Raw genomic sequence first — 19734 nt, forward strand, 5'->3', positions numbered from 1 at the left:
TCCTTCTTTTCTGTCACGGCCGCTCATTCCTGGTCTCTCCAGGCGGAGGCGGGCTGTTGTCTTCTCGTCGGCCGCCGGCTGTCCCGATGTTCGGGACCGTCGGGGCTCGGCCGGAGCGCTCGTTGGCGATGAGCTCCTCCAGCCAGCGGACCTCGCGCTCACAGGCATCAAGGCCGTGGCGCTGCAGTTCCAGCGTGTAAGCGTCGAGGCGCTCGGCCGCCCGGCCCAGCACGTCACGAAGCCCTTCGCGACGCTCCTCGATCTTGCGGCGGCGACCCTCCAGAATGCGCAGTCGGGTCGCCTGGTCGGTCCGGGCGAAGAACGCGAAGTGCACCCCGAAGCCCGTGTCGTCGTACGTCTCGGGCCCGGCCTGTGCGATCAGCTGGGCGAAGCGTTCCTTGCCTTCCGCGGTGATTTTGTAGACCACCCGACCTCGTCGGCTGGTCAGCGCGGGAACCTCCTCGGCGGTGGCGGGTGTCTCAGCAGCTTCGGTGATCCATCCCGCCGCCTGGAGCCTGCGTAGCGTCGGGTAGAGCGAGCCGTAGCTGATCGCCGCCCGGATCGCGCCGAGTTTGGCGGTCAACTCCTTGCGCAGCTCATAGCCGTGCATCGGAGACTCCTGCAGGAGGCCGAGGATGGCGAACTCAAGCACTGGCCACCCTCTCTTTACCCTCCGGCGTGAGGTGGTAACCGCCGCGATGTATCGGACCGATACATCGCACGTTAGCGGTTCACGCGGGCCAGGGCAAACCCCCGTTCCGAGATGCTGCCGTCACGGATTGTGAGCGTGGTCGCCTGCTCGGGCTGGACCGCGTACCCTTCTCCGCATGCGTACGCAGCGCCAGGTCGTGGACTACTCGCTTCAGAAGCGAGCAGTGCTGCGTGAACTCCTGGCCGGTCGAGTCGGCACGTACGACGTCTGCGACGCGTCGCCGTACCTGAAGAACGCCGCTCGCTTCCACGGCGAGCCGACCGACCGGCGCTGCCCGATCTGCCGCAGCGAAAACCTGACCCTCGTCCACTACATTTACGGTGACGAACTCAAGCAGTCCGCCGGGCAGGCCCGGACACTGACCGAGTTGCCCGTGCTGGCGATGACGCTGCGTGAGTTCCAGGTCTTCGTGGTGGAGGTGTGCCTCGGTTGTGACTGGAACCATCTCGTCGAGCAGTACCTGCTCGGCCGGGACGGTCTGACCGGCGACAGCGACGGCACCAGCGAACAGGACGCGGCGGGCGCCGACGGCGCCGGTCGGCGGAGGCGAGAGGCGCAACGGTGATCACAGCTGGTTGGACCGGCCCCGGGGCCGCAGACGAAACCCGGGACGGTCGACCGCTTGTTGGTCCGATTGACCCGATTGATACGGCAATGACCCCGGTCATCCGGCACCCCCGTGCCGGCGTCCCGGGTGAAGCAACTCACGGCAACCCGGTGGCGGCGCAGCCGCGCCCCACCGCGACCGGCAGGGTGTGAGGAATGAACTCGTACGGCGATCCCAGTTCTGCGCGCGGACGGACCCAGCACTCGGGTCCAGCCGGTGACCCCGGACCGGGCGCGGACGACGCGTACCGCAGACCCGGCGGTGACTCCGGCGGGAGCGGCTGGTCAGCCTCGGAAAGCGGCGCGGCATCCCCGGGCCGTGCCTCGGTGACGCCGCGCGCTGCCGGTGGTCGCGCCACGGTCGGTGGTGCGGCCTCGGTGCCGCCGCGTGGCGGCGCGGCCGCCGGGTCGGCCTCGGTGGGTTCGGCAGCGACCGGTCGGGCCGGTCGGGCCTCGGTGCCGGTGTCGCCGGCACCGGGTGTGGCCGCCGGCCGCGCCGGCGCCGGTCGGGCCTCGGTGCCCGTCTCCCCGGCACCGGGCGCACCGGCAGGTCGGGCCTCGGTCGGTGCGGCCGCGGTCGGCGCCGCCTCGGCGGGTCGGGCCAGCGTCGGCTCCGCGTCGGCGGGTCGGGCCAGCGTCGGCTCCGCAGCGGTCGGTGGCCGTGCGGCGGTTGCCCGGGCGAGCGTCTCACCGGTCTCCGGTGGGCCGGGCGGTCCCGGTGGGCCGGGCGGACCGGGCGGACCGGGCGGTCCCGGTCGGGGCGGTCGCGGTCCGGGTGACTCGGGCGCTGCGGCGCGGGCGAAGAAGCGCAAGCGGATGAACCTGCTGATCGCCGGGATGGCTGTCTTCATCATGCTCGCCGGCATCGGCGTGGTCGGGTTCACCTACTACTCGACCAACGTGGTCATGCCGAACGAGATGCCGCTGCCGCTGTCCACCACCGTGTACGCCAAGGACGGCAAGACGCAGCTCGCGAAGCTGGGCAGCGAGAACCGCACCTTCGTGACCATCCAGCAGATTCCGCAGCACGTGCAGGATGCGGTCGCCGCGGCGGAGGACCGGAACTTCTACCGGCACTCGGGCGTCGACTACAAGGGCATCGTCCGGGCCGCATGGAACAACGTCTCCAACGGCGACAAGCAGGGTGCCTCGACGATCACCCAGCAGTACGCCCGTAACGCGTTCGAGAACCTCAAGGACGACACGTACGGCCGGAAGGTAAAGGAGGCGATCCTCGCCTCCAAGCTGAACGACAAGTACGACAAGCCGACGATCATGCAGCACTACCTGAATGTCATCTACTTCGGTCGCGGCGCGTACGGCATCGAGGCGGCGGCGCAGACCTACTTCGGCAAGCCGGCCATCAAGCTCACTCCCGCCGAGGGAGCGGTCCTGGCCGCGCTGATCAAGCAGCCGCAGGCGACCGACACTCACAGGGGGTACGACCCGGCGGTCAACCCGACCGATGCCAAGACGCGGTGGGACTACGTGATCGGCGGCATGAAGAAGGAGGGGTGGCTGGACTCCCCCAACCACCCCGCGGCGCCCACCGAGTACCCGAAGGTGCTGCCGCCAAAGAAGGACGGCGTCGGCTTCGGTGTCGACAGCCCGCGCGGCAACGTCATCAACTACGTCCGGCAAGAGATGGACGAGATGGGCCTCTGCTCCGACAGCGGTGCGGAGGGCAAGACGAGCTGCGTCGACGCGCTGCGTGATGGCGGCTACCGGATCACCACCACCATCGACCCGAAGCTCCAGGCCGCCGCCGAAAACACGGCGATGCAGTCGAAGAAGGGCTCCGAGCTCAACGACCAGCCAAAGAACCTGATGGCGGCGGTGGTGTCGATCGACCCTTCGAAGGGGCGCGTGCTGGCCTACTACGGCGGTGACAGCGGTGCCGACTTCGACTACGCCGGCAAGAACATCGACAAGAACGGCGACCTGACCGGTGGGCACCAGCCGGGCTCCTCGATGAAGGTGTACACCCTGGCCGCCGCCATCGAGGCCGGCATCTCGGTCAAGTCGCACTGGGACCCCACGCCGTACAAGCCTGAGGGCTCCAAGGTTGCGATCGGCAACGCCGGCCGCACCAACCTCAAGTGCGGCAAGTACTGCACTCTCGAAGAGTCGACGGTCCAGTCGTACAACGTGCCCTTCTACTGGGTCGCCGACACGATCGGCGCCGACAAGGTCGTCGACATGGCCCGGAAAGCCGGCGTGACCACCATGTGGGGCGTCGACCCGCCAAAGGCCTTCGACCTGTCGAAGAAGGGGTCGAACCCGTTCGACAACTACACCGCTTTCGGTAAGTACCCGATCACCGTGTTCGACCACGCGAACGCCATGGCCACGTTCGCCAACGACGGCAAGTACATCAAGGCCCACTTCGTTGTCAAGATCGAGCAGCAGGACAAGGACACCGGCAAGTGGAAGGTGGTCGGCAGCGAGCGCATCAAGCCGGAGCAGCGGATCCCCAAGAAGATCACTGACGAGGTCACCGGCGTCCTGAAGCAGATCCCTCGCCCCAACAACATCTCCCTGGAGAACGGCCGCCAAGCCGCCGCCAAGACCGGCACCTGGGAGTACGACAACAAGGACAACTCGCACGCCTGGACGGTCGGCTACACCCCGCAGAACGCCACCGCGGTGTGGGTGGGCAGCCGGGATCCGAAGAAGCCGCAGATCCGGCTCGCCAGCGGTAAGGACATCGGCGGTTCGACGCTCCCCGGCCCGATCTGGGAGAAGTACATGAACACCGCCCTCAAGGGCCAGGAGGAAATCTCCCTGCCCAGCGTCACCGGCGAGGGCGACGTCACGAAGGGCAACGGCAAGGAGCCGCCGCCTCCGCCACCGAACAACCCGGGTCTGCCCGGCCAGGGCACCCCCTGTAACCCGCTGATCGATCTGTTCTGCAACCCGGGGGGCGGCAACCCCGGGGGCGGCAACCCTGGGGGCAATCCCGGCGGGAACCCTGGTGGTAACCCCGGCGGTGGCGGTGGCGGGCTGTTGCCCAGCCTGCCACCGAACCGGAACTGACCCGCAACAGCGCACGATGCCGCCGCCGGCCGGACGACCTGTCCTGGCCGGCGGCGGCGTTTTCGTACCCCGAACTCCGCGCCGGGACGGGACGGGCGCCCCTGTCGTACGGCAGGATGCCTCTTCATGAGCACCCAGTCGACGCCCGGCATCGACGACGCCGGAACCACTGATCACCCGTCCCGCTCCGACGGGTTCGTCCGCGGCGTCTCCAGCGTCATCGGCGGGCCGCTGGGCGACCACGCGACCGCGCTGGATCGGCCGGCCGGCCGGGAGCGTCGCTTCTGGACCGCCGTGCGGATCGTGCTGGCGCTGACGTGCCTCACGCTCGCGCTGCACTGGGTGCAGAAATCGCCCTGCCAGGACGGTGCCTGGCAGAACAACGTCCAGTACACCCGGTTCTGCTACACCGACGTGCTCGCCCTCTACTACGCCGAAGGGCTCAACGAGGGCAAGGTGCCCTACCGCGACCACCCGGTCGAGTACCCGGTGCTGACCGGCTACTTCATGGGGGCGCTGGGTCTGCCGGTGCACGCCATCGGTGACGGGGACCCGAGCATCAACCAGGGTCAGTGGTTCTACAACCTCAACGCGTTGGTGCTGGGCGCGCTCGCGGTGGCCACGGTGGCGGTGATCCTGGCATTGCGCCGCCGACGACCCTGGGACGCGGCGCTGTTCGCACTCGCCCCGGCGCTGGTGCTGACCGCCACCGTCAACTGGGACCTGCTCGCCATCGGGCTGGCCGCCTTCGGCCTGCTGGCCTGGGCCCGAAAACGACCGGTGGCGGCCGGCGTGCTGCTCGGGTTGGCCGGTGCGGCGAAGCTCTGGCCGCTGTTCCTGCTCGGGCCGATCCTCATCCTGGCGCTGCGGGCCGACCGGGTTCGTGCAGCGCTGACCGCCATCGCTTCGGCGGTCGCGGCCGTGGTGCTGGTGAATCTGCCGGCAGCGCGGGCGTACCCGGAGAACTGGGACCGGTTCTTCGAGCTGAACACCACCCGGCCGATCGACTGGGGCACGCTCTGGTACATCGGGCGCTACCTGGACGGCAAGGTCGGCAACGATCCCGCCAACCTCGGCCCGTTCGAGTGGCTCAACGCGAACATCCCGACCCTCAATACCGTCTCGTACGCGCTGTTCGGGCTGGCCTGCCTCGGCGTGGCCGTGCTGGCGCTGCGGGCACCGCGCCGACCGCGGCTGGCTCAGCTCGGCTTCCTGGTGGTGGCGGCGTTCCTCATCTTCAGCAAGGTCTGGTCGCAGCAGTTCGTCCTCTGGCTACTCCCGCTGGTGGTGCTGGCCCGGCCGAAGTGGGGTGCGTTCCTGGCCTGGCAGATCGCCGAGGTCTGCTACTTCGTCGTCTTCTACGGGGAGCTGCTCGGTGCGGCAACCAGCCGCCCGGTCTTCCCTGAGGGGGTGTTCGTGCTGGCCTCGACGCTGCGACTGGTCACTGTGGTGGTGCTCTGCGTGTTCGTCGTCAAGGAGATCCTGCACCCCGAGCAGGACGCGGTGCGGGCTACCTACCCGGACGACCCGGACGGCGGCGTTCTCGACGGCGCACCGGACGCCCCCTGGATAGACCGCTGGCGCCGCAAAGAGACGACCAACGAACCGGCACCCGTACCCATCGCAACTACCTGACCTAGAGGCCGACTGCGGCCTGGACCAGGTCAGGGTTTTCGGGGAGCCCGCCGGCGCAGGGACCAAGCCTGACCGCCCGGAGCCGGGCGGGCTCCCCCGAAAACCCGCCCTAGAGCGTCACAAGCGGTAGACGACGCCGTCCCCGACCTCCTGCCGGCTGATGCCGAGCGACTCGACCGGCGCGTCGATGCTGATCTCCCACGGGGTGCCGGCCACCTGGCCGCGCAGCAGCACCACCGTGCGGACGCCGAGCGTGCGCAGGTAGTCGACGCTCGTCTGGTCCGGGAACGACTGGCTCACCCGACGGACGTCGTCGAGCTGGCGCGGCGTGAAGCCGCTACCGCCGTTGACCACGTCGGGGAACCCGTCGGTCGACCAGAGCATCACGTGCTGGTCCAGGCTCTGATTGCTGGGCAGCACCAGCATCGGCCCCTGCGCCGAACGCATCGCCGCCGGCTGGGTCGGCACCACCGGATGCGGGGTGGTGTTCAAGCCCTCGACGGTGACCAGCAGCAACGGCAGCAGGGTGGCCATCCGCAGCCACGGCCCTGGCCACGACGGGATCCGTTGCGCGGTCAACTCGCGAACCCGGTCGGTGAGCGCGGTGACCGCCCCCGCCGCGAGCAGGCCCAGCAACAACGTGGTCCAGAGCATCAACCGCCCCGGGGTACGCAGCCCACTCCAACCCGGCAGATGCTCGAAGAGCGGCACATAGGTGAAGGTGCCGTCGAAGAAGCGGGTGCCCATCGCGAAGGCCATCGTCACCAGCACCCCGGCGAGTAGCAGCAGTCGGTGCCGCAACCGCCAGACCGAGAAGAACAGCCCGCCAGCGGCGAGCGCGTAGAGCACGAACCCCGGCAGCAGAGTCATCTCCGGGTGCCACGGCAGTGCCGCCCGTGCCCCCTCGTGGAGCCCACCCCAGATCCGCGACTCACCGGGCGCCGTCACGAAGCCCGACGCCGGCGGCGAGAAGAGGCTGATGTCGCCGATGGTGCGCTCGGCGTACGGGTGCAGCTCGGTCACCTTGAAGAACGGGAACGCCATCAACAGACCAACACCGGCGAACAACACTCCGCCGAGCACGTCGGCGGCGAACAACCGGCGACCGAACGGAACGGCCTGCCCGGTGCGCAGCCGCCGCGCGAAGAAGAGAACGGCAGCGACCAGGACCGCGCCGGCCAGGAAGTACGCGAATGGCAGCCCGATGCCGAAACCGAGGCTGAGTTGCCAGGCCGCCACCAGCCAGCCGGCGTAGACCCAACCGTCATGGCGGCGCTCCGGCCGGTAGCCGTGCCGGAGGGACCACCCGTGCCCGCGCGCCAGCATCGCCAGCGCCAGCGGGATCCCCCCGTTGGAGAGCACATGCAGGTGCCCGGCCTGGGCCAGCAGCCACGGCGCGTAGGTGTAGCTCACCCCTGCGACGGCCGCACCGATCCGGCCGGCCCCAAGCTGTCGGGCCAGCGCGTACGCCCCGAGCGTGGCGAGCGCGTGCGCCAGCACGAACATGATGTTGTAGCGCAGCACGGCGTCCTCGGGACCGCTGCCGAGCATCCCGGCCGGGGCATACCCGAGCAGCGTGTCAGAGAACGCGAAGCTCCACAGCTCGGGGAAGAACGTGTTCGACTGCCACAGCCGCGCCGGTTCGGCCAGCAGGATGTGGCCGGACCAGGCCATCTGCCAGGCTTGCAGGCTCGGATCCCAGTAGTCCTGCGGCAGGGTGTAGCGCGGATAACGCAGCGTCGGCCAGGTCATCAGCACAGCCAGTGCCAACGCGCCGAGGGCGGCCAGGGTCCACTCGTGGATCAGGAACCGACCGACCGCCCGGCCGGCCCGGCTGAAGATGGAGGGCCGCGGTTCCGGCGCGGAGGCGAACGCCTCCCAGCGCTCCGGGCCGACCGGCTTCGCGTCGCCGTCGGCCTTGTCCGTGCCGCCGGCGTCACCCGCCTTCGCGCCCTTGGTCGCGTCGCCGCCCTTGGTCGCGTCGCCGTCCTTGGTCGGGCCGCTGTCCTTGGTCGGGTCGCTGTCCTTGGCGGCGGCAACCGTGGTCGCGCCAGCTACCGGGTCGCTGTCCCTGGATGCGTCGGTGCCCTTGGCGGTGCTGTCGCTGGCTGCGGTGCCGCCCTCGGCGTCTTTCTGCTTGGCCGTGGCGTCTGTGGTGCCCTGCTTGCCGCCGCGCCGGGCCGCGTCCTTGGCAGGACCGCTCGTCGCGGGATCGGCCTCAGGGTCGCCATTCGGGGCCGTTCCGCGGTCGCCAGGTGCTGGCTGGTCTGCGGTGGTCTCGGCGGAGGGCTTGTCAGAGGAGCGAGCCGGCTGGGTGGGGGTGCTCGCCGCGGTCGTGGTGGCGGGTCGGATCTCGGCGTCCGCACCGGTGGAGGTGGGCCGGGCGTTGCCGGTCCCGGGCTGTCCGCTCGTCATGCCGCCGGGCTCTCCGCTCCGAGCTGCTCACGCAGGAAGTCGATGTCGGCGGCCTGGCCGGCCACGCCGCCCGGTGTCTCGACGACCACCGGCGCTCCGGCGGCCCGGATCACCGCCACCACCAGCTCCGGGTCGATCGTCCCGCCGCCCAGGTTGTCGTGGCGGTCCTGGCCGGAGTTGAACGCGCCCTTGGAGTTGTTGGCGTGCACCAGGTCGATCCGCCCGGTGATCGCCTTGACCCGGTCGACCAGACCGAGCAGCTCCTCGCCGCCCGCGTACGCGTGGCAGGTGTCCAGGCAGAAGCCGACCTCGTAGTCACCGATGGCGTCCCAGAGTCGGGCGAGCGCGTCCAGCCGTCGGGCGCACGCGTTGTCGCCGCCGGCGGTGTTCTCGATCAGGACCGGTACGCCGAAGCCGCCGGAGTCCGCCGCGTACGCGAAGGTCTTGCGCCAGTTGTCGAAGCCGACGGCCAGGTCGTCGCCGGCATTGACGTGCCCGCCGTGGACGATCAGGCCCTTGGCGCCGATGGCGGTGGCCGCGGTGGCGTGCCCGAGCAGCAGCTTTCGGCTCGGGATCCGGATGCGGTTGTTGAGAGTGGCCACGTTGATGACGTACGGCGCGTGCACGTAGAGGTCGACCTCGGCAGCGCTCAGCTGCTCGGCGTCCTCGCGAGGCTTGGGCGCCTTCCAACCCTGGGGGTCGGAGAGGAAGAACTGCACGGTGTCGGCGGACCGGGCGGCCGCCTCCGCCAGCGGGTCGGTCGAGTCGACGTGGGCTCCGATACGCATGCGAGCGAGCCTACGTCGCGACCCCGACCGGCGGGCCGACGGCCGGGGCGGTGTCGCGTCACCGGACGGACCGACGATCGTTGATGGGTTTGAACCGGCGACCAGCAGCCGGCGCCGCCAGCGGCGCGAGCGTCGCACCCGGCGACCGGCGGTCGGCGGCCGATAGCGAGGTCACCCTCGCTGCGCGGCCCGGCGCAGCGGGGGCGACCCCATCGCACACCGGCTACCGAGCGATGACGAATCTCGGAAAATTGTGCTTTTCCCCCCGACAAGGTACGAGTGCTGTTGTATCGTCAGATAACAACACGATAAAGCTCCGCGGGGCGTCTTCGGTCCAACCTCATCGGTGTGGTCGTTCCTCCCCAGGTCCCACCCAAGGAATGCGGACCGGACGCCCCGCGGCCTCGTAGACGGGGGTTCACCACCGACCGATTGACGGTCGGACGGTGGGCCCCCGTCGGCATGTCCGGGCGCGGACCCGACCGCCCCGGGCATGATCGTTCGGACCGGGTATCCTGGTCAGGTTGTCCGCGTCCGGCCGGGTTCCCTCGGCGCGTGCGGGCGGCGACACAAGACCTCCTGCCACGGAAGGACCGTGGCCGCTTAGCCCACAGGAGGTGAGCACGTCTTGCGTCACTACGAACTAATGGTCATCCTCGATTCCAGCCTCGAGGAGCGCACCGTCGCACCGTCGCTCGACACGTACCTGAACGTGATTCGGACCGCGGGTGGCTCGGTTGAGAAGACCGACGTGTGGGGCCGCCGGCGCCTCGCGTACGAGATCAACAAAAAGGCCGAAGGCATCTACGCCGTCATCGACCTGCAGGCCACGCCTGCTGCGGTGGCCGAGCTGGACCGTCAGCTCCGGCTCAACGAGTCCGTGCTGCGCACCAAGGTCATCCGACCGGAAATGCGCTAGAGCATCCAACCCCGGTTCGTCCGGATCAGCCTCCGCGACTCTGTCGTACGGCTCTGCGAGCCTGTACGACGAGACGCTGAGTGCGCGAGGAGATGGTCATGGCAGGAGACACCACCATCACGGTCATCGGCAATCTGACCGATGACCCCGAGTTGCGGTTCACCCCCTCCGGGGCTGCGGTCGCCAAGTTCCGAGTCGCTTCGACGCCCCGTTTCATGGACAAGGCGTCGAACGAATGGAAGGACGGCGAGCCGCTGTTCCTCGCATGCACCGTGTGGCGGCAGGCCGCCGAGCACGTCGCCGAGTCGCTGCAGCGTGGCGCTCGGGTGATCGTGTCGGGCCGGCTGCGTCAGCGGTCGTACGAGACCCGCGAGGGTGAGAAGCGCACTGTCATCGAGCTTGAGGTCGACGAGATCGGCCCGTCGCTGCGCTACGCCACGGCAAAGGTGCAGAAGATGTCCCGCTCCGGCGGCGGTGGCGGCGGCTTCGGTGGCGGCGGTGGCGGTGGCAACCAGGGTGGCGGCGGAGGCAACTTCGACGACCCCTGGGCTTCGGCTGCTCCCTCTCCCGCGCGTGCCGGTTCGGGCGCCAATTTTGACGAGGAGCCACCGTTCTAATGGCGCCGAGCGCCCGCGATCGTAAACCAGGAGCACGTGCAATGGCCAAGGCTGCGGCACTTCGCAAGCCGAAGAAGAAGGTGAACCCGCTCGACAAGGACGGGATCACCTATATCGATTACAAGGACACCGCGCTGCTGCGCAAGTTCATCTCCGATCGCGGCAAGATCCGCGCTCGGCGGGTGACCGGCGTGACCTCGCAGCAGCAGCGGCAGATCGCCCGTGCGGTCAAGAACGCCCGTGAGATGGCGCTCCTGCCGTACACGGCCACCACCCGCTGAGAGGAGGCACCGATATGAAGATCATCCTGACTCAGGAAGTGTCCGGCCTCGGTGCCCCGGGCGACATCGTCGAGGTCAAGAACGGCTACGGCCGTAACTACCTGCTGCCGCAGGGCTTCGCGATCGCCTGGACCAAGGGCGCGGAAAAGCAGGTCACGGTCATCAAGCGGGCCCGTGGGGCCCGTGAGATCCGCGACCTCGACCACGCCAACGAGGTCAAGGCTCAGCTCGAGGGTCTCAAGGTCAACCTGAAGGTCCGCGCCGGCGACGGCGGCCGGCTCTTCGGCTCGGTCACCCCGGCCGAGATCGTCGACGCCGTCAAGGCGGCCAGCGGCCCGGTCCTCGACCGGCGTCGGCTGGAGGTGCCCGGTCACATCAAGTCGACCGGCACCTACCCGGTGAAGATCAAGCTGCACCCCGAGGTGACCGCAGCGTTCAACCTGAACGTCGTTCAGGGCTGACGTCCGCAACACCACACGAGGGCCCGCACCGATCGCTCGGTGCGGGCCCTCGTGCGTACGTCGTCCAACCGGCACCACATCTGGGCTGATGGTCCCCGTCCGCCTGGCGTGCTCGGCCCGACACCGCTCAGGGCGTGCCCCGACCCGCCGCCCGCCGGTCCGACCCCGACCCGCGGACGGGTCACCCGATGGGCTGGCCCGTCACCGCGCTGATCAGCACCGTGGAGAGACCGCCGCCCACCACCGCGGCGGCAACCGCGATGGTCGCCGAACGCCACGTCGTACCCACCCGACGCAGCAGCGCCGCCACCACCAGACTGCTCACCAGCGCCAACCCGAAGCGCGGCGAACCGGCCAGGAGTGACTCCAAGGCGCGGGACCGGGCCGAGTCGCACCCGCCCCCGCTGATGTCGGTCACACAACCAGCCGGCGCCTGGCTGTCCAACGTCAACAGCCACACGAAGATCAGCATCGCCGGCACCAGGTAACAGGCGGCCGTGTACAGCAGAGGCCGGACGGACCCACCCGGGTCCGGGTCCAGCAGGTCGTCCTCCAGCCGCCGCGCCCAGGCACCCGTGGCCGCGGACTCGACCCGCCGACGCACCGATGCCGTTCCCACCGCCGGCCGGTCCGCCCGACGCCGGGAGGGCGCACCCGCACCCGCACCCGCACCCGCACGCGGCGCACCCGCACGCGGCGCACCCGCACGCGGCGCACCCGCACGCGGCGCAGGCGCGTTGCGCGGTCGTGGAGCGGTGTATCCCACCACCGGAGACCGGGGTGCCGACGTCGGAGGATCCATCCAACGCGGGTCGTCATCGGCCAACCGAGTGCCGGACCAGAACCCGTCTTCCCGGCTCGGCCAGCCCTCGGCCGCCACCGAGCGATCGGAGCGCGGTGCCAGCGTACGGTCCCACTGGTCATCCTCGATCGCGGACCGCTCCCACTGGCCGGTGCGGTCCGACCGCTCCCAGCCACCGACGCTCTCCACCGCCGACCACTGCCCGCTCAGATCCCCGTCATCCGCGCCGCTCGCCGGCGGCCACGCGTGCACGCCCGAGGCGTCCCACGGGTCCACCGCCGGCGGGTACGACGGTTCGGGCTCGGCCGCCCGGTCCGATCCGCGGACCCACGGGTCGGCCGCCGGACGGGACCACGACTCCTCCGCCGCGCGACGGCTCCGCCGGCTGCGACGACTCGGCTCCTGGTCCGGGACCTGCTCGGCAGGGGCGGCCTCCAAATCCCCGCCGGACCAGATCACCTGCGGACGGCCAACGGGCGCGCGGCGGGGGCGCCGGTCCGAGACAGCGCCAGAAACCGGCTCGTCCTCCCCGGCGTCGGCCCGTCGGCGACCGGCGTACCCCTGCTCCTGCGGCCGGTCGAGCGTCCACTCCCGGGTGTGGTCCGAGTCCGGCGCGGGGCCGATCGCTGCCTGCTCTCGCCGACGCGTCTCGCCGCCCCGCCGCCGACCACTCGACGACTCGGCGGACCGCCGGCCCGCATCGGATGTCGGCCGCTCGGGTTCGTCCTCGTCCGGTGCCGCGTGGCGACCGCCGCCGTCCGCGTGCCGGACCCCTGACTCCAACGCCCAACGGGGCAGGTAGGCGTCGACCGGCTCGTCCTGGCCGCGGTCCAACGCACGCCGTCGGCTGGAGGTGCGGTAGCGCCCGTCTTCGTCGTACGGATCAACCGGAACAGACGCCGCGCGATCACCCCACGAGGCGGTTGGCTGGCGCTCGCGCGGGCTGCCATCGCCGCGTCCCCAGTCCCGGTAACTCACGGCCGGATTGTGACCCTTCTGAACCGAAAGCGGAATCCGCTGTCCAGGTGTAGCCGTTCGCTGGAGATAGTACGGGACGATCGTGTCACAGGCCCGACCGAAATATTCTCCTCCACAGGCTGGGGAGCATGTCTTCGCAGGTCAACGACTTGTGGCCGAGAATTCCCCAATGGTTGTCCACAGGCTGTGCACACGCTGCGCACATGCTGCCCACCGCGATCCACAGGTTGTCCCGAGGCTCGTCCACCGGCGTTGTTGAGTCTCTGACCTCGGGGTCCGTATGGTTGGCCCTCGACCGCCGGCGATGGCCCCCGATCGACCGGCCCGGTCGGACGGAAGTGTCAGACCCCAGCGGTAGAGCTGGGGCTGGACCCGGCGCAGTGGGAGGGGGGACCCGTGTCGGTCACCGACGACATGCGGGCAGAGCCACGCTCCGGCGGGGGCCAGCCACCTGCGCAGCGGGATGGCCAGTTCGACAAGACCCCGCCCCAGGACGTCGCCGCCGAGCAGTGCGTGCTCGGTGGGATGCTGCTCTCCAAGGACGCCATCGCCGACGTCGTTGAGATCCTCAAGACCAACGACTTCTACCGGCCGGTGCACGCCACCATCTTCGACATCATCCTCGACATCTACGGCCGCGGTGAGCCGGCCGACTCGATCACGGTCGCGGCGGCGCTCGCCGACTCCGGGGATCTGGTACGCATCGGTGGCGCGCCGTACCTGCACACTCTGATCGCCAGCGTGCCCACCGCCGCGAACGCGGCGTACTACGCCCGCATCGTCAGCGAGCGGGCCGTGCTGCGCCGGCTGGTCGAGGCCGGCACCAAGATCGTGCAGCTGGGCTACGGCACCGCCAGCGGCGGCAGCCGCGACGTGGACGACGTCGTCGACCTGGCCCAGCAGGCCGTCTACGACGTCACCGAGCGGCGGGTCAGCGAGGACTTCGCGATCCTGGCCGACATGTTGCAGCCGACGCTGGACGAGATCGAGGCGGTGGGCGCGCAGGGCGGCATGATGACCGGAGTGCCGACCGGCTTCAGCGACCTGGACCGGCTGCTCAACGGCCTGCACGCCGGGCAGTTGATTATCGTGGCGGGCAGACCTGGTTTGGGTAAGGCGCTCGCACTCGACACCCCACTGCCGACCCCGGACGGCTGGACCACGATGGGCGAGGTCAAGGCGGGGGATCAGCTACTGGCGGCGGACGGCAGACCCACCACTGTCACCCATGCCTTCGACGTCATGCACGACCGCCCCTGCTACGAGGTGGAGTTCTCCGACGGCACGGTCATCGTGGCCGACGCGGAACACCTGTGGAAGACGACCAGTCGGGCTAGTCGGCGGCAGGAGCCGGCGCGGCAAAGACGGCACTGGTCCGAATCGGCGCTGACCAACGTTCGTGCGGCACACGAGCGGCTGAGCTCCCTGCGCAATCAACCGATCACTCTCTTCGACACCATTGAACAGGTCGGCCCCGAGTTTCGGCATGTCCTGCACACCGTCGCCCGTGAGGTCGGGTCGATCGGCCGGATCAGCCGCCCCATCGTCCGCAACGGCAAGCCGCAGAACTGGACTGCACCCGGCTACCCGGCTGGTCCGCTTCTGAGCGCGCTCCTTGAACGAGCCGAGCGGGAGGTCAATGCCGGCAGCCGGGCCGACCACGACGGCGTCGTCACCACTGCCGAGATCGCGGCCACGCTGCGTACTGACAGCGTCGAACGCCGGCTCAACCACGCCGTACGAAACAGCGCCCCCCTTCAGTTGCCGGATCAGGACCTGCTGATTCCTCCCTATACCTTGGGGACGTGGCTCGGTGACGGGCACAGCGGTGCCAGCCGCTTCACCACGGCAGATTCGGAGATGGTCACGCACGTCGAGGCGGACGGCTTCGTCGTGCGGCCCAGCGGGCGGATGGTCTACACCATTCTGCTGCCGCCCACGTCCGCTGCTCCGGGGAGCGGTGTCTGCGTGGACTGCGGCGTTTCGACCCGGGCGTTGCGTGAGAACCCAGCGACCAGGAAGTGTTCCGACTGCCGTCACCGGAACGATTCCTTCCTTGGGCTGTTGCGTCAGGTCGGGGTAGCGGGGAACAAGCACATCCCGGGCATCTATCTGCGCGCTTCGGAGGTTCAGCGCAGGGCTTTGCTCGCTGGGCTGATGGACACCGATGGGACCGTCGCCCCCTCCGGCAACCTCCAGTACACATCAACCTCGAAGCGTCTGGCCGATGACGTACGCGAGCTCATCGTCAGCCTCGGCTACCGCTGCACGGTCAACGCGAAGCCGGTGCGCGGCCGCACCCCCGAGTCGTCGATCGCGTACACGTTGAACTTCTCCACCCCGGATGTCATCTTCCGGCTCACGCGCAAGCAGGATGCACACGCCGAACGCCGCCGCACCACCTCCGACGTTCGAACGACCTCACGGTTCATCGTCGACGTCCGGCCGGTCCCCAGCGTTCCGGTGCGATGCGTGACCGTCGATAACGACGAACACCTGTACCTGGCCAGCCGGGCGATGATCCCTACCCACAACAGCACCGCTAGCATGGACTTTGCCCGAAATGCTGCGATTCGCGCCAACCAGGCAGCCGCCATCTTCTCGCTGGAAATGAGCAAGGTCGAGATCGTCATGCGACTGCTCTCCGCCGAGGCGCGGGTGCCGCTGCACGTTCTGCGCAGCGGTCAGCTCTCCGACGACGACTGGACCAAGCTGGCCCGATGCATGGGTGAGATCAGCGAAGCGCCGCTCTTCGTCGACGACACGCCGAGCATGAACCTGATGGAGATCCGGGCCAAGGCCCGCCGGCTCAAGCAGCGGCACGACCTCAAGATGATCGTGGTCGACTATCTCCAGCTGATGACCTCGCCGAAGCGCACCGAGAGCCGTCAGCAGGAGGTCGCGGACCTGTCCCGTGGCCTGAAGCTGTTGGCCAAGGAGGTCGAGTGCCCGGTGATCGCGGTCAGCCAGCTGAACCGTGGCCCCGAGCAGCGCACCGACAAGCGCCCCCAGCTGTCCGACTTGCGTGAATCGGGATCAATTGAGCAGGATGCCGACGTTGTCATCCTGCTACACCGCGACGACTACTACGACAAGGAGTCGCCGCGGGCCGGGGAGGCGGATTTTATTGTTGCCAAGCATCGAAATGGGCCCACCGACACGGTGACCGTCGCGGCCCAGTTGCACCTGTCCCGCTTCGTCGACATGGCCATCGGCTGACCGGCGCGACGCCCCGTCGTCGCTCAGCCGAGCAGGGGGAACCAGCCCGCCGACTCACCCAGTTCCAGCCGGTCCCGGTCGGTCAGCGGGACCCGCCCGGTGGCCTTCAGCAGGAGATCGTGGTCGTCCCAGGCGGTGGGTCGGACGGCATCGTCACTGAGCAGGCCGTCCATGGTCGCTACCGCGACGCGTACCGCCAGCGGGCCGGGCGGCGGCGCGTCGGGCAGCTCCAGCGTGAGGTCCAGGTGGTGGACGACGGCCTCGGTGGTCAGGGTGGCGAGGAAATCCGGTACGCGCAGTACGTGTCCCTGCGTGGTCACGTACCCCTCCGGGTCGGCTGAACCGGCGGCGCGGACCGCCGCCGGGGCGGTGTCCCGCCAGAGGTCGACAATCCCGGTCGGACGGTCGAAGGCGGCAGCCGATCGGCGTACCCACCAGGCGTGCCGGGCGGCCTCGTCATCGCTACCGGGAAAGTCACGCCAGTAGCTCACGTCGTCGACGTCGGCGGGGCCGTCGACGGGGCTGGCCAGGGTGACAAGCGCCCGCTGGGCATCACCGAGCACGTGCAGGAGCAGATCAGCGATGAGCCAGCCCTGGCAGCGGGTGGCTCGTTGCAGGCCGGCGTCGTCCAGGGGACCGACCACCGCGGTGATCCCGTCGTACGCCTGGGCCAGCGCCTCGTCCGGTCGGGTCGCGGTCATGCGATTCAGCCTCGCATGAAGCCTCGCGCCCGCCAACGATCATTGGCTTGGGTGATGTGCCCGGGCCGACGCGTGGATCGACCCGGGCGGAAGGTCGGCCTGGATCAGCCGAACATCTCGTCGAGGAAGCCCTTGCGCTTCTTCTGCCGGTAGTGGCCGTGGTAGCCGTGGTGCTGCTGCTGCTGGTGGCCGTAGGCCGGCTGCGGCGGGTAGCCGTGGGCGGGCGGGGGCGGCGGCGGGACGGCGCCGTAACCGGGCTGGTGCGGCGGGGGCGGCGGGGGCGGGTAGCCGGCCGGCTGCTGCGCGGGCTGCCCTGGCGCGCCGCCGGTCTGTTGGCGGCTCCAGTTGGCCTCCGCCTCGAACAGCTTCTCCAGCTCGCCGCGGTCCAGGAAGATGCCTCGGCATTCCCCGCACTGATCGATGACGACGCCGCTGCGCTCGTACTGGCGCATTTCTCCATGACACTTGGGACAGGTGAGGCTACTCATCTCCCGAAGGTACCCGGTGGACCTATGCAGTTGCTGTGAGCGCCTCGGTGACTTCTTCGTCGGACACCTCGTGGAAGTCGTCGTAGTAGACGCTGACCGCGCCGAAGTCGGGTGGGCGCTGGGCACAGATGACCTGGTCCGCCTCGGCGGTCAGCAGCTCGTACGCCTCCTGGGCGCCGACCGGGACCGCGACCACTACCCGCTGTGCCCCGAGTTGGCGGACGACCTCGACGGCGACGCGGGCGGTCGCGCCGGTGGCGAGGCCGTCGTCCACGATCACCGCGGTCCGCCCGGTGAGGTCCACCTGTGCGCGACCGCCCCGGTAGAGCCGTTCCCGGCGTTCCAGTTCGGCCTGCTCCCGACGGCGGACCTCGGCGATGTCGTCGCTGCTGAGTCGGCTGGCCACCGCGTCGTTGAGGACCTGGACACCGCCCGGCCCGAGTGCGCCGAAGGCGACCTCCCGGGCCCACGGCATCCCGAGTTTGCGGACGACCAGCACGTCCAGTGGTGCGCCGAGCCGTTCGGCGACGACCCGGGCGACTGGCACGCCGCCACGGACGAGGCCGAGGACGACGACGTCCGGGTCGCCGATGAGCGCGGTGAGTCGTTCGGAGAGCATCCGGCCCGCATCGGCCCGGTCGCGGTACGTCGTCATGCCTTCAGGTCTACGCCCTGACGCGCCGTTCCGCTTGGAAGTTACGCCGAAGTGGCCCGTCCGGACCGCTCGTCGGGGACCATGGCGATCGGCGTGTCGACTGGGCGGTGCAGGGCGGGGGCCCAGGTCAGCAGGGCCATCGGGTACAGCAGGTAGCCGAAGCGGGTCGTGGGCATCAAGGCGATGGCGGCGAGCAGCCCGTACCCGCAGATGAGCGCGGTGGCGACGGCGGTGCGGGGCGGACGGCGGGCGAGCCGGACGGCGATGGCCACTCCGGCGGCGACCAGCAGCGCGGCGGCAATCAGCCGGCCGGCGGGTAGCGAGCTGGCGATCAGGTAGCCGGGGAACGGGGACTGCGCGGGGCTGGTGACCAGCCCGTGGCCAAGGGGGAAGCGCAGCACGTTCTCGATGAGGGCGTCGCGGTCCACCAGCAGCGCCGGTAGTAGTGCGGCGATGGGCAGGCCGATGGCGCCGGCGGCGACCCGGCTGCCGGCGCGCCGGGTCAGGCCCCAGACGATCAGGACCAGGGCGACCGGCCAGGCGAACAGCTTCAGCGCGCCGGCGAGCCCGACCGCGAGGCCGGCCCGGCCGGGTCGGTCGGCGGCGGCGAACGCGAGAGCCAGCAGGCAGAGCGCGAGTACGGGTAGGTCGTCGCCGCCGGTGGCGAGGGTGAGGGCACAGATCGGCAGTACGGTGGCGGCCTGCACGCCGCGCAGTAGGGCGGCGTCCCGCCGGGTCGCGGCGGAGGTCGCCTGGCCGACGGCGGCCGGTGTGCGGCGGAGGGCGGCCACGGCCAGGGCGAGCGCCAGCGCGGTGCCCACCGCGAACCAGACCCGGGAGTCGGTCCACCAGGTGTCGAGCAGTGCTCTGGGCAGGCCGAACAGCGCCATGCCGGGCTGGTACGGGGTGTAGCCCATCAGTTGCTCGCCGGGTGGCAGGGCGGCGATGGCGTCGGGCCCGAGATAGGGCGTGCCGTGCTCCAGGAGGCGGCTGCCGGCCTGCTCCACGACCAGCACCTCCTCCTGGGCCCGGTCGGTGCGCCCACCGGCCCGGTCGATGCTCTGCCAGGCCAGGGGCAGCAGTGTGGTGCCCGCCCAGGCGAGACCGGTGACCGCCCAGCGGGCCGGCAGGCCGGTCAGCCGGGAGGCCGGTGAGCGTCGACGCAGCAGGAGTTGGGCGATCACCGTCAGTGTGGCGAGCAGGTAGCCGACGGCGGCGACCGCGCCCCAGGCGCGGTGCGGCAGCAGGGTCGACGTGACCGCGGTGATCGCGGCGAACACGGCCGAGACGGCGTAGAGGCCCAGGTCGAGGGCGAGTCCTCCGGCGGCGTTGTCGAGCGTCCGCCAGTGCCAGCGACGGCGGCGGGCGGTCGGGTCGTCGACGATCACGCGCGACAGTCTGGCAGACCGGGCCGCCTGCGC

At 70.0% G+C, this 19734-nt stretch carries 16 protein-coding genes; 8 read left to right on the plus strand and 8 right to left on the minus strand.

The window, feature by feature from the left end:
- Positions 1-13 precede the first annotated feature (13 nt).
- Positions 14-652: a PadR family transcriptional regulator gene (locus AC5L30_RS21905; RefSeq protein WP_030331823.1), complete on the minus strand. Its 639-nt coding sequence runs from the start codon at positions 650-652 to the stop codon at positions 14-16.
- Between the two features lie 175 nt (positions 653-827).
- Here AC5L30_RS21905 and AC5L30_RS21910 point away from each other — a divergent pair, with 175 nt between their 5' ends.
- From AC5L30_RS21910 to AC5L30_RS21920, 3 genes are all read left to right on the plus strand, one after another.
- On the plus strand, positions 828-1277 hold the full coding sequence (locus AC5L30_RS21910) for a DUF5318 domain-containing protein (protein ID WP_494869491.1): 450 nt from the start codon (positions 828-830) through the stop codon (positions 1275-1277).
- A gap of 197 nt (positions 1278-1474) precedes the next feature.
- The gene (locus tag AC5L30_RS21915; RefSeq protein ID WP_494869492.1) at positions 1475-4354 is read left to right on the plus strand and encodes a transglycosylase domain-containing protein; all 2880 of its coding nucleotides are present in this window, start codon (positions 1475-1477) and stop codon (positions 4352-4354) included.
- Positions 4355-4480: 126 nt separating this feature from the next.
- A complete protein-coding gene (locus AC5L30_RS21920) occupies positions 4481-5989 on the plus strand; it encodes a glycosyltransferase family 87 protein (RefSeq protein WP_494869493.1) in 1509 nt (502 codons plus the stop codon).
- 117 nt (positions 5990-6106) lie between these two features.
- Here AC5L30_RS21920 and AC5L30_RS21925 read toward each other — a convergent pair whose 3' ends face one another.
- Positions 6107-8404, minus strand: coding sequence for a putative glycosyltransferase family protein (locus tag AC5L30_RS21925; RefSeq protein ID WP_494869494.1), 2298 nt, complete (start codon positions 8402-8404; stop codon positions 6107-6109).
- Positions 8401-9192, minus strand: coding sequence for a deoxyribonuclease IV (locus AC5L30_RS21930; RefSeq protein WP_494869495.1), 792 nt, complete (start codon positions 9190-9192; stop codon positions 8401-8403). The genes AC5L30_RS21925 and AC5L30_RS21930 overlap by 4 nt, the downstream gene beginning before the upstream one ends.
- Positions 9193-9820: 628 nt before the next feature.
- On the opposite strand from AC5L30_RS21930, the gene rpsF reads away from it, so the two are divergent.
- The 4 genes from rpsF (at position 9821) to rplI (ending at position 11470) form a co-directional block, all read left to right on the plus strand.
- The gene (rpsF, locus tag AC5L30_RS21935) at positions 9821-10111 is read left to right on the plus strand and encodes a 30S ribosomal protein S6 (protein WP_036391391.1); all 291 of its coding nucleotides are present in this window, start codon (positions 9821-9823) and stop codon (positions 10109-10111) included.
- An 80-nt stretch (positions 10112-10191) separates the two neighbouring features.
- On the plus strand, positions 10192-10728 hold the full coding sequence (locus AC5L30_RS21940; RefSeq protein WP_181518404.1) for a single-stranded DNA-binding protein: 537 nt from the start codon (positions 10192-10194) through the stop codon (positions 10726-10728).
- Positions 10729-10769: 41 nt separating this feature from the next.
- Positions 10770-11009, plus strand: coding sequence for a 30S ribosomal protein S18 (gene rpsR, locus AC5L30_RS21945; protein WP_013289355.1), 240 nt, complete (start codon positions 10770-10772; stop codon positions 11007-11009).
- A gap of 14 nt (positions 11010-11023) precedes the next feature.
- On the plus strand, positions 11024-11470 hold the full coding sequence (gene rplI, locus AC5L30_RS21950; protein WP_112583905.1) for a 50S ribosomal protein L9: 447 nt from the start codon (positions 11024-11026) through the stop codon (positions 11468-11470).
- Positions 11471-11651: 181 nt separating this feature from the next.
- Here the strand turns inward: rplI and AC5L30_RS21955 are convergent, their stop codons facing one another.
- Positions 11652-13250: a hypothetical protein gene (locus AC5L30_RS21955; RefSeq protein ID WP_494869496.1), complete on the minus strand. Its 1599-nt coding sequence runs from the start codon at positions 13248-13250 to the stop codon at positions 11652-11654.
- A gap of 396 nt (positions 13251-13646) precedes the next feature.
- Between AC5L30_RS21955 and dnaB the strand changes: the two genes are divergently transcribed.
- Complete coding sequence (dnaB, locus tag AC5L30_RS21960; RefSeq protein ID WP_494869497.1) at positions 13647-16469, plus strand: replicative DNA helicase; 2823 nt, start codon at positions 13647-13649, stop codon at positions 16467-16469.
- Between the two features lie 23 nt (positions 16470-16492).
- Here dnaB and AC5L30_RS21965 read toward each other — a convergent pair whose 3' ends face one another.
- From AC5L30_RS21965 to AC5L30_RS21980, 4 genes are all read right to left on the minus strand, one after another.
- Positions 16493-17170 carry a maleylpyruvate isomerase N-terminal domain-containing protein gene (locus tag AC5L30_RS21965; RefSeq protein ID WP_494869498.1) on the minus strand — a complete coding sequence of 226 codons (678 nt, stop codon included), beginning with the start codon at positions 17168-17170 and terminating at the stop codon, positions 16493-16495.
- 104 nt (positions 17171-17274) lie between these two features.
- Entirely contained in the window at positions 17275-17658 is a 384-nt protein-coding gene (locus tag AC5L30_RS21970) for a TFIIB-type zinc ribbon-containing protein (protein ID WP_091396643.1), read from the minus strand.
- A 22-nt stretch (positions 17659-17680) separates the two neighbouring features.
- Positions 17681-18313 carry a phosphoribosyltransferase gene (locus tag AC5L30_RS21975; protein ID WP_494869499.1) on the minus strand — a complete coding sequence of 211 codons (633 nt, stop codon included), beginning with the start codon at positions 18311-18313 and terminating at the stop codon, positions 17681-17683.
- A 41-nt stretch (positions 18314-18354) separates the two neighbouring features.
- The gene (locus tag AC5L30_RS21980; RefSeq protein WP_494869500.1) at positions 18355-19701 is read right to left on the minus strand and encodes a glycosyltransferase 87 family protein; all 1347 of its coding nucleotides are present in this window, start codon (positions 19699-19701) and stop codon (positions 18355-18357) included.
- Positions 19702-19734 lie beyond the last annotated feature (33 nt).

The organism is Micromonospora sp. BQ32, from assembly GCF_059358895.1.

What these genes read in the sequence shown, in the direction of transcription:
- AC5L30_RS21975 (WP_494869499.1), bottom strand. Translation starts at nt 18,313, where the DNA reads ATGACGACGTACCGCGACCGGGCCGATGCGGGCCGGATGCTCTCCGAA.
- AC5L30_RS21970 (WP_091396643.1), bottom strand. Translation starts at nt 17,658, where the DNA reads ATGAGTAGCCTCACCTGTCCCAAGTGTCATGGAGAAATGCGCCAGTAC.
- AC5L30_RS21965 (WP_494869498.1), bottom strand. Translation starts at nt 17,170, where the DNA reads ATGACCGCGACCCGACCGGACGAGGCGCTGGCCCAGGCGTACGACGGG.
- AC5L30_RS21910 (WP_494869491.1), top strand. Translation starts at nt 828, where the DNA reads ATGCGTACGCAGCGCCAGGTCGTGGACTACTCGCTTCAGAAGCGAGCA.
- rpsR (WP_013289355.1), top strand. Translation starts at nt 10,770, where the DNA reads ATGGCCAAGGCTGCGGCACTTCGCAAGCCGAAGAAGAAGGTGAACCCG.
- AC5L30_RS21915 (WP_494869492.1), top strand. Translation starts at nt 1,475, where the DNA reads ATGAACTCGTACGGCGATCCCAGTTCTGCGCGCGGACGGACCCAGCAC.
- AC5L30_RS21925 (WP_494869494.1), bottom strand. Translation starts at nt 8,404, where the DNA reads ATGACGAGCGGACAGCCCGGGACCGGCAACGCCCGGCCCACCTCCACC.
- AC5L30_RS21930 (WP_494869495.1), bottom strand. Translation starts at nt 9,192, where the DNA reads ATGCGTATCGGAGCCCACGTCGACTCGACCGACCCGCTGGCGGAGGCG.
- rplI (WP_112583905.1), top strand. Translation starts at nt 11,024, where the DNA reads ATGAAGATCATCCTGACTCAGGAAGTGTCCGGCCTCGGTGCCCCGGGC.
- AC5L30_RS21920 (WP_494869493.1), top strand. Translation starts at nt 4,481, where the DNA reads ATGAGCACCCAGTCGACGCCCGGCATCGACGACGCCGGAACCACTGAT.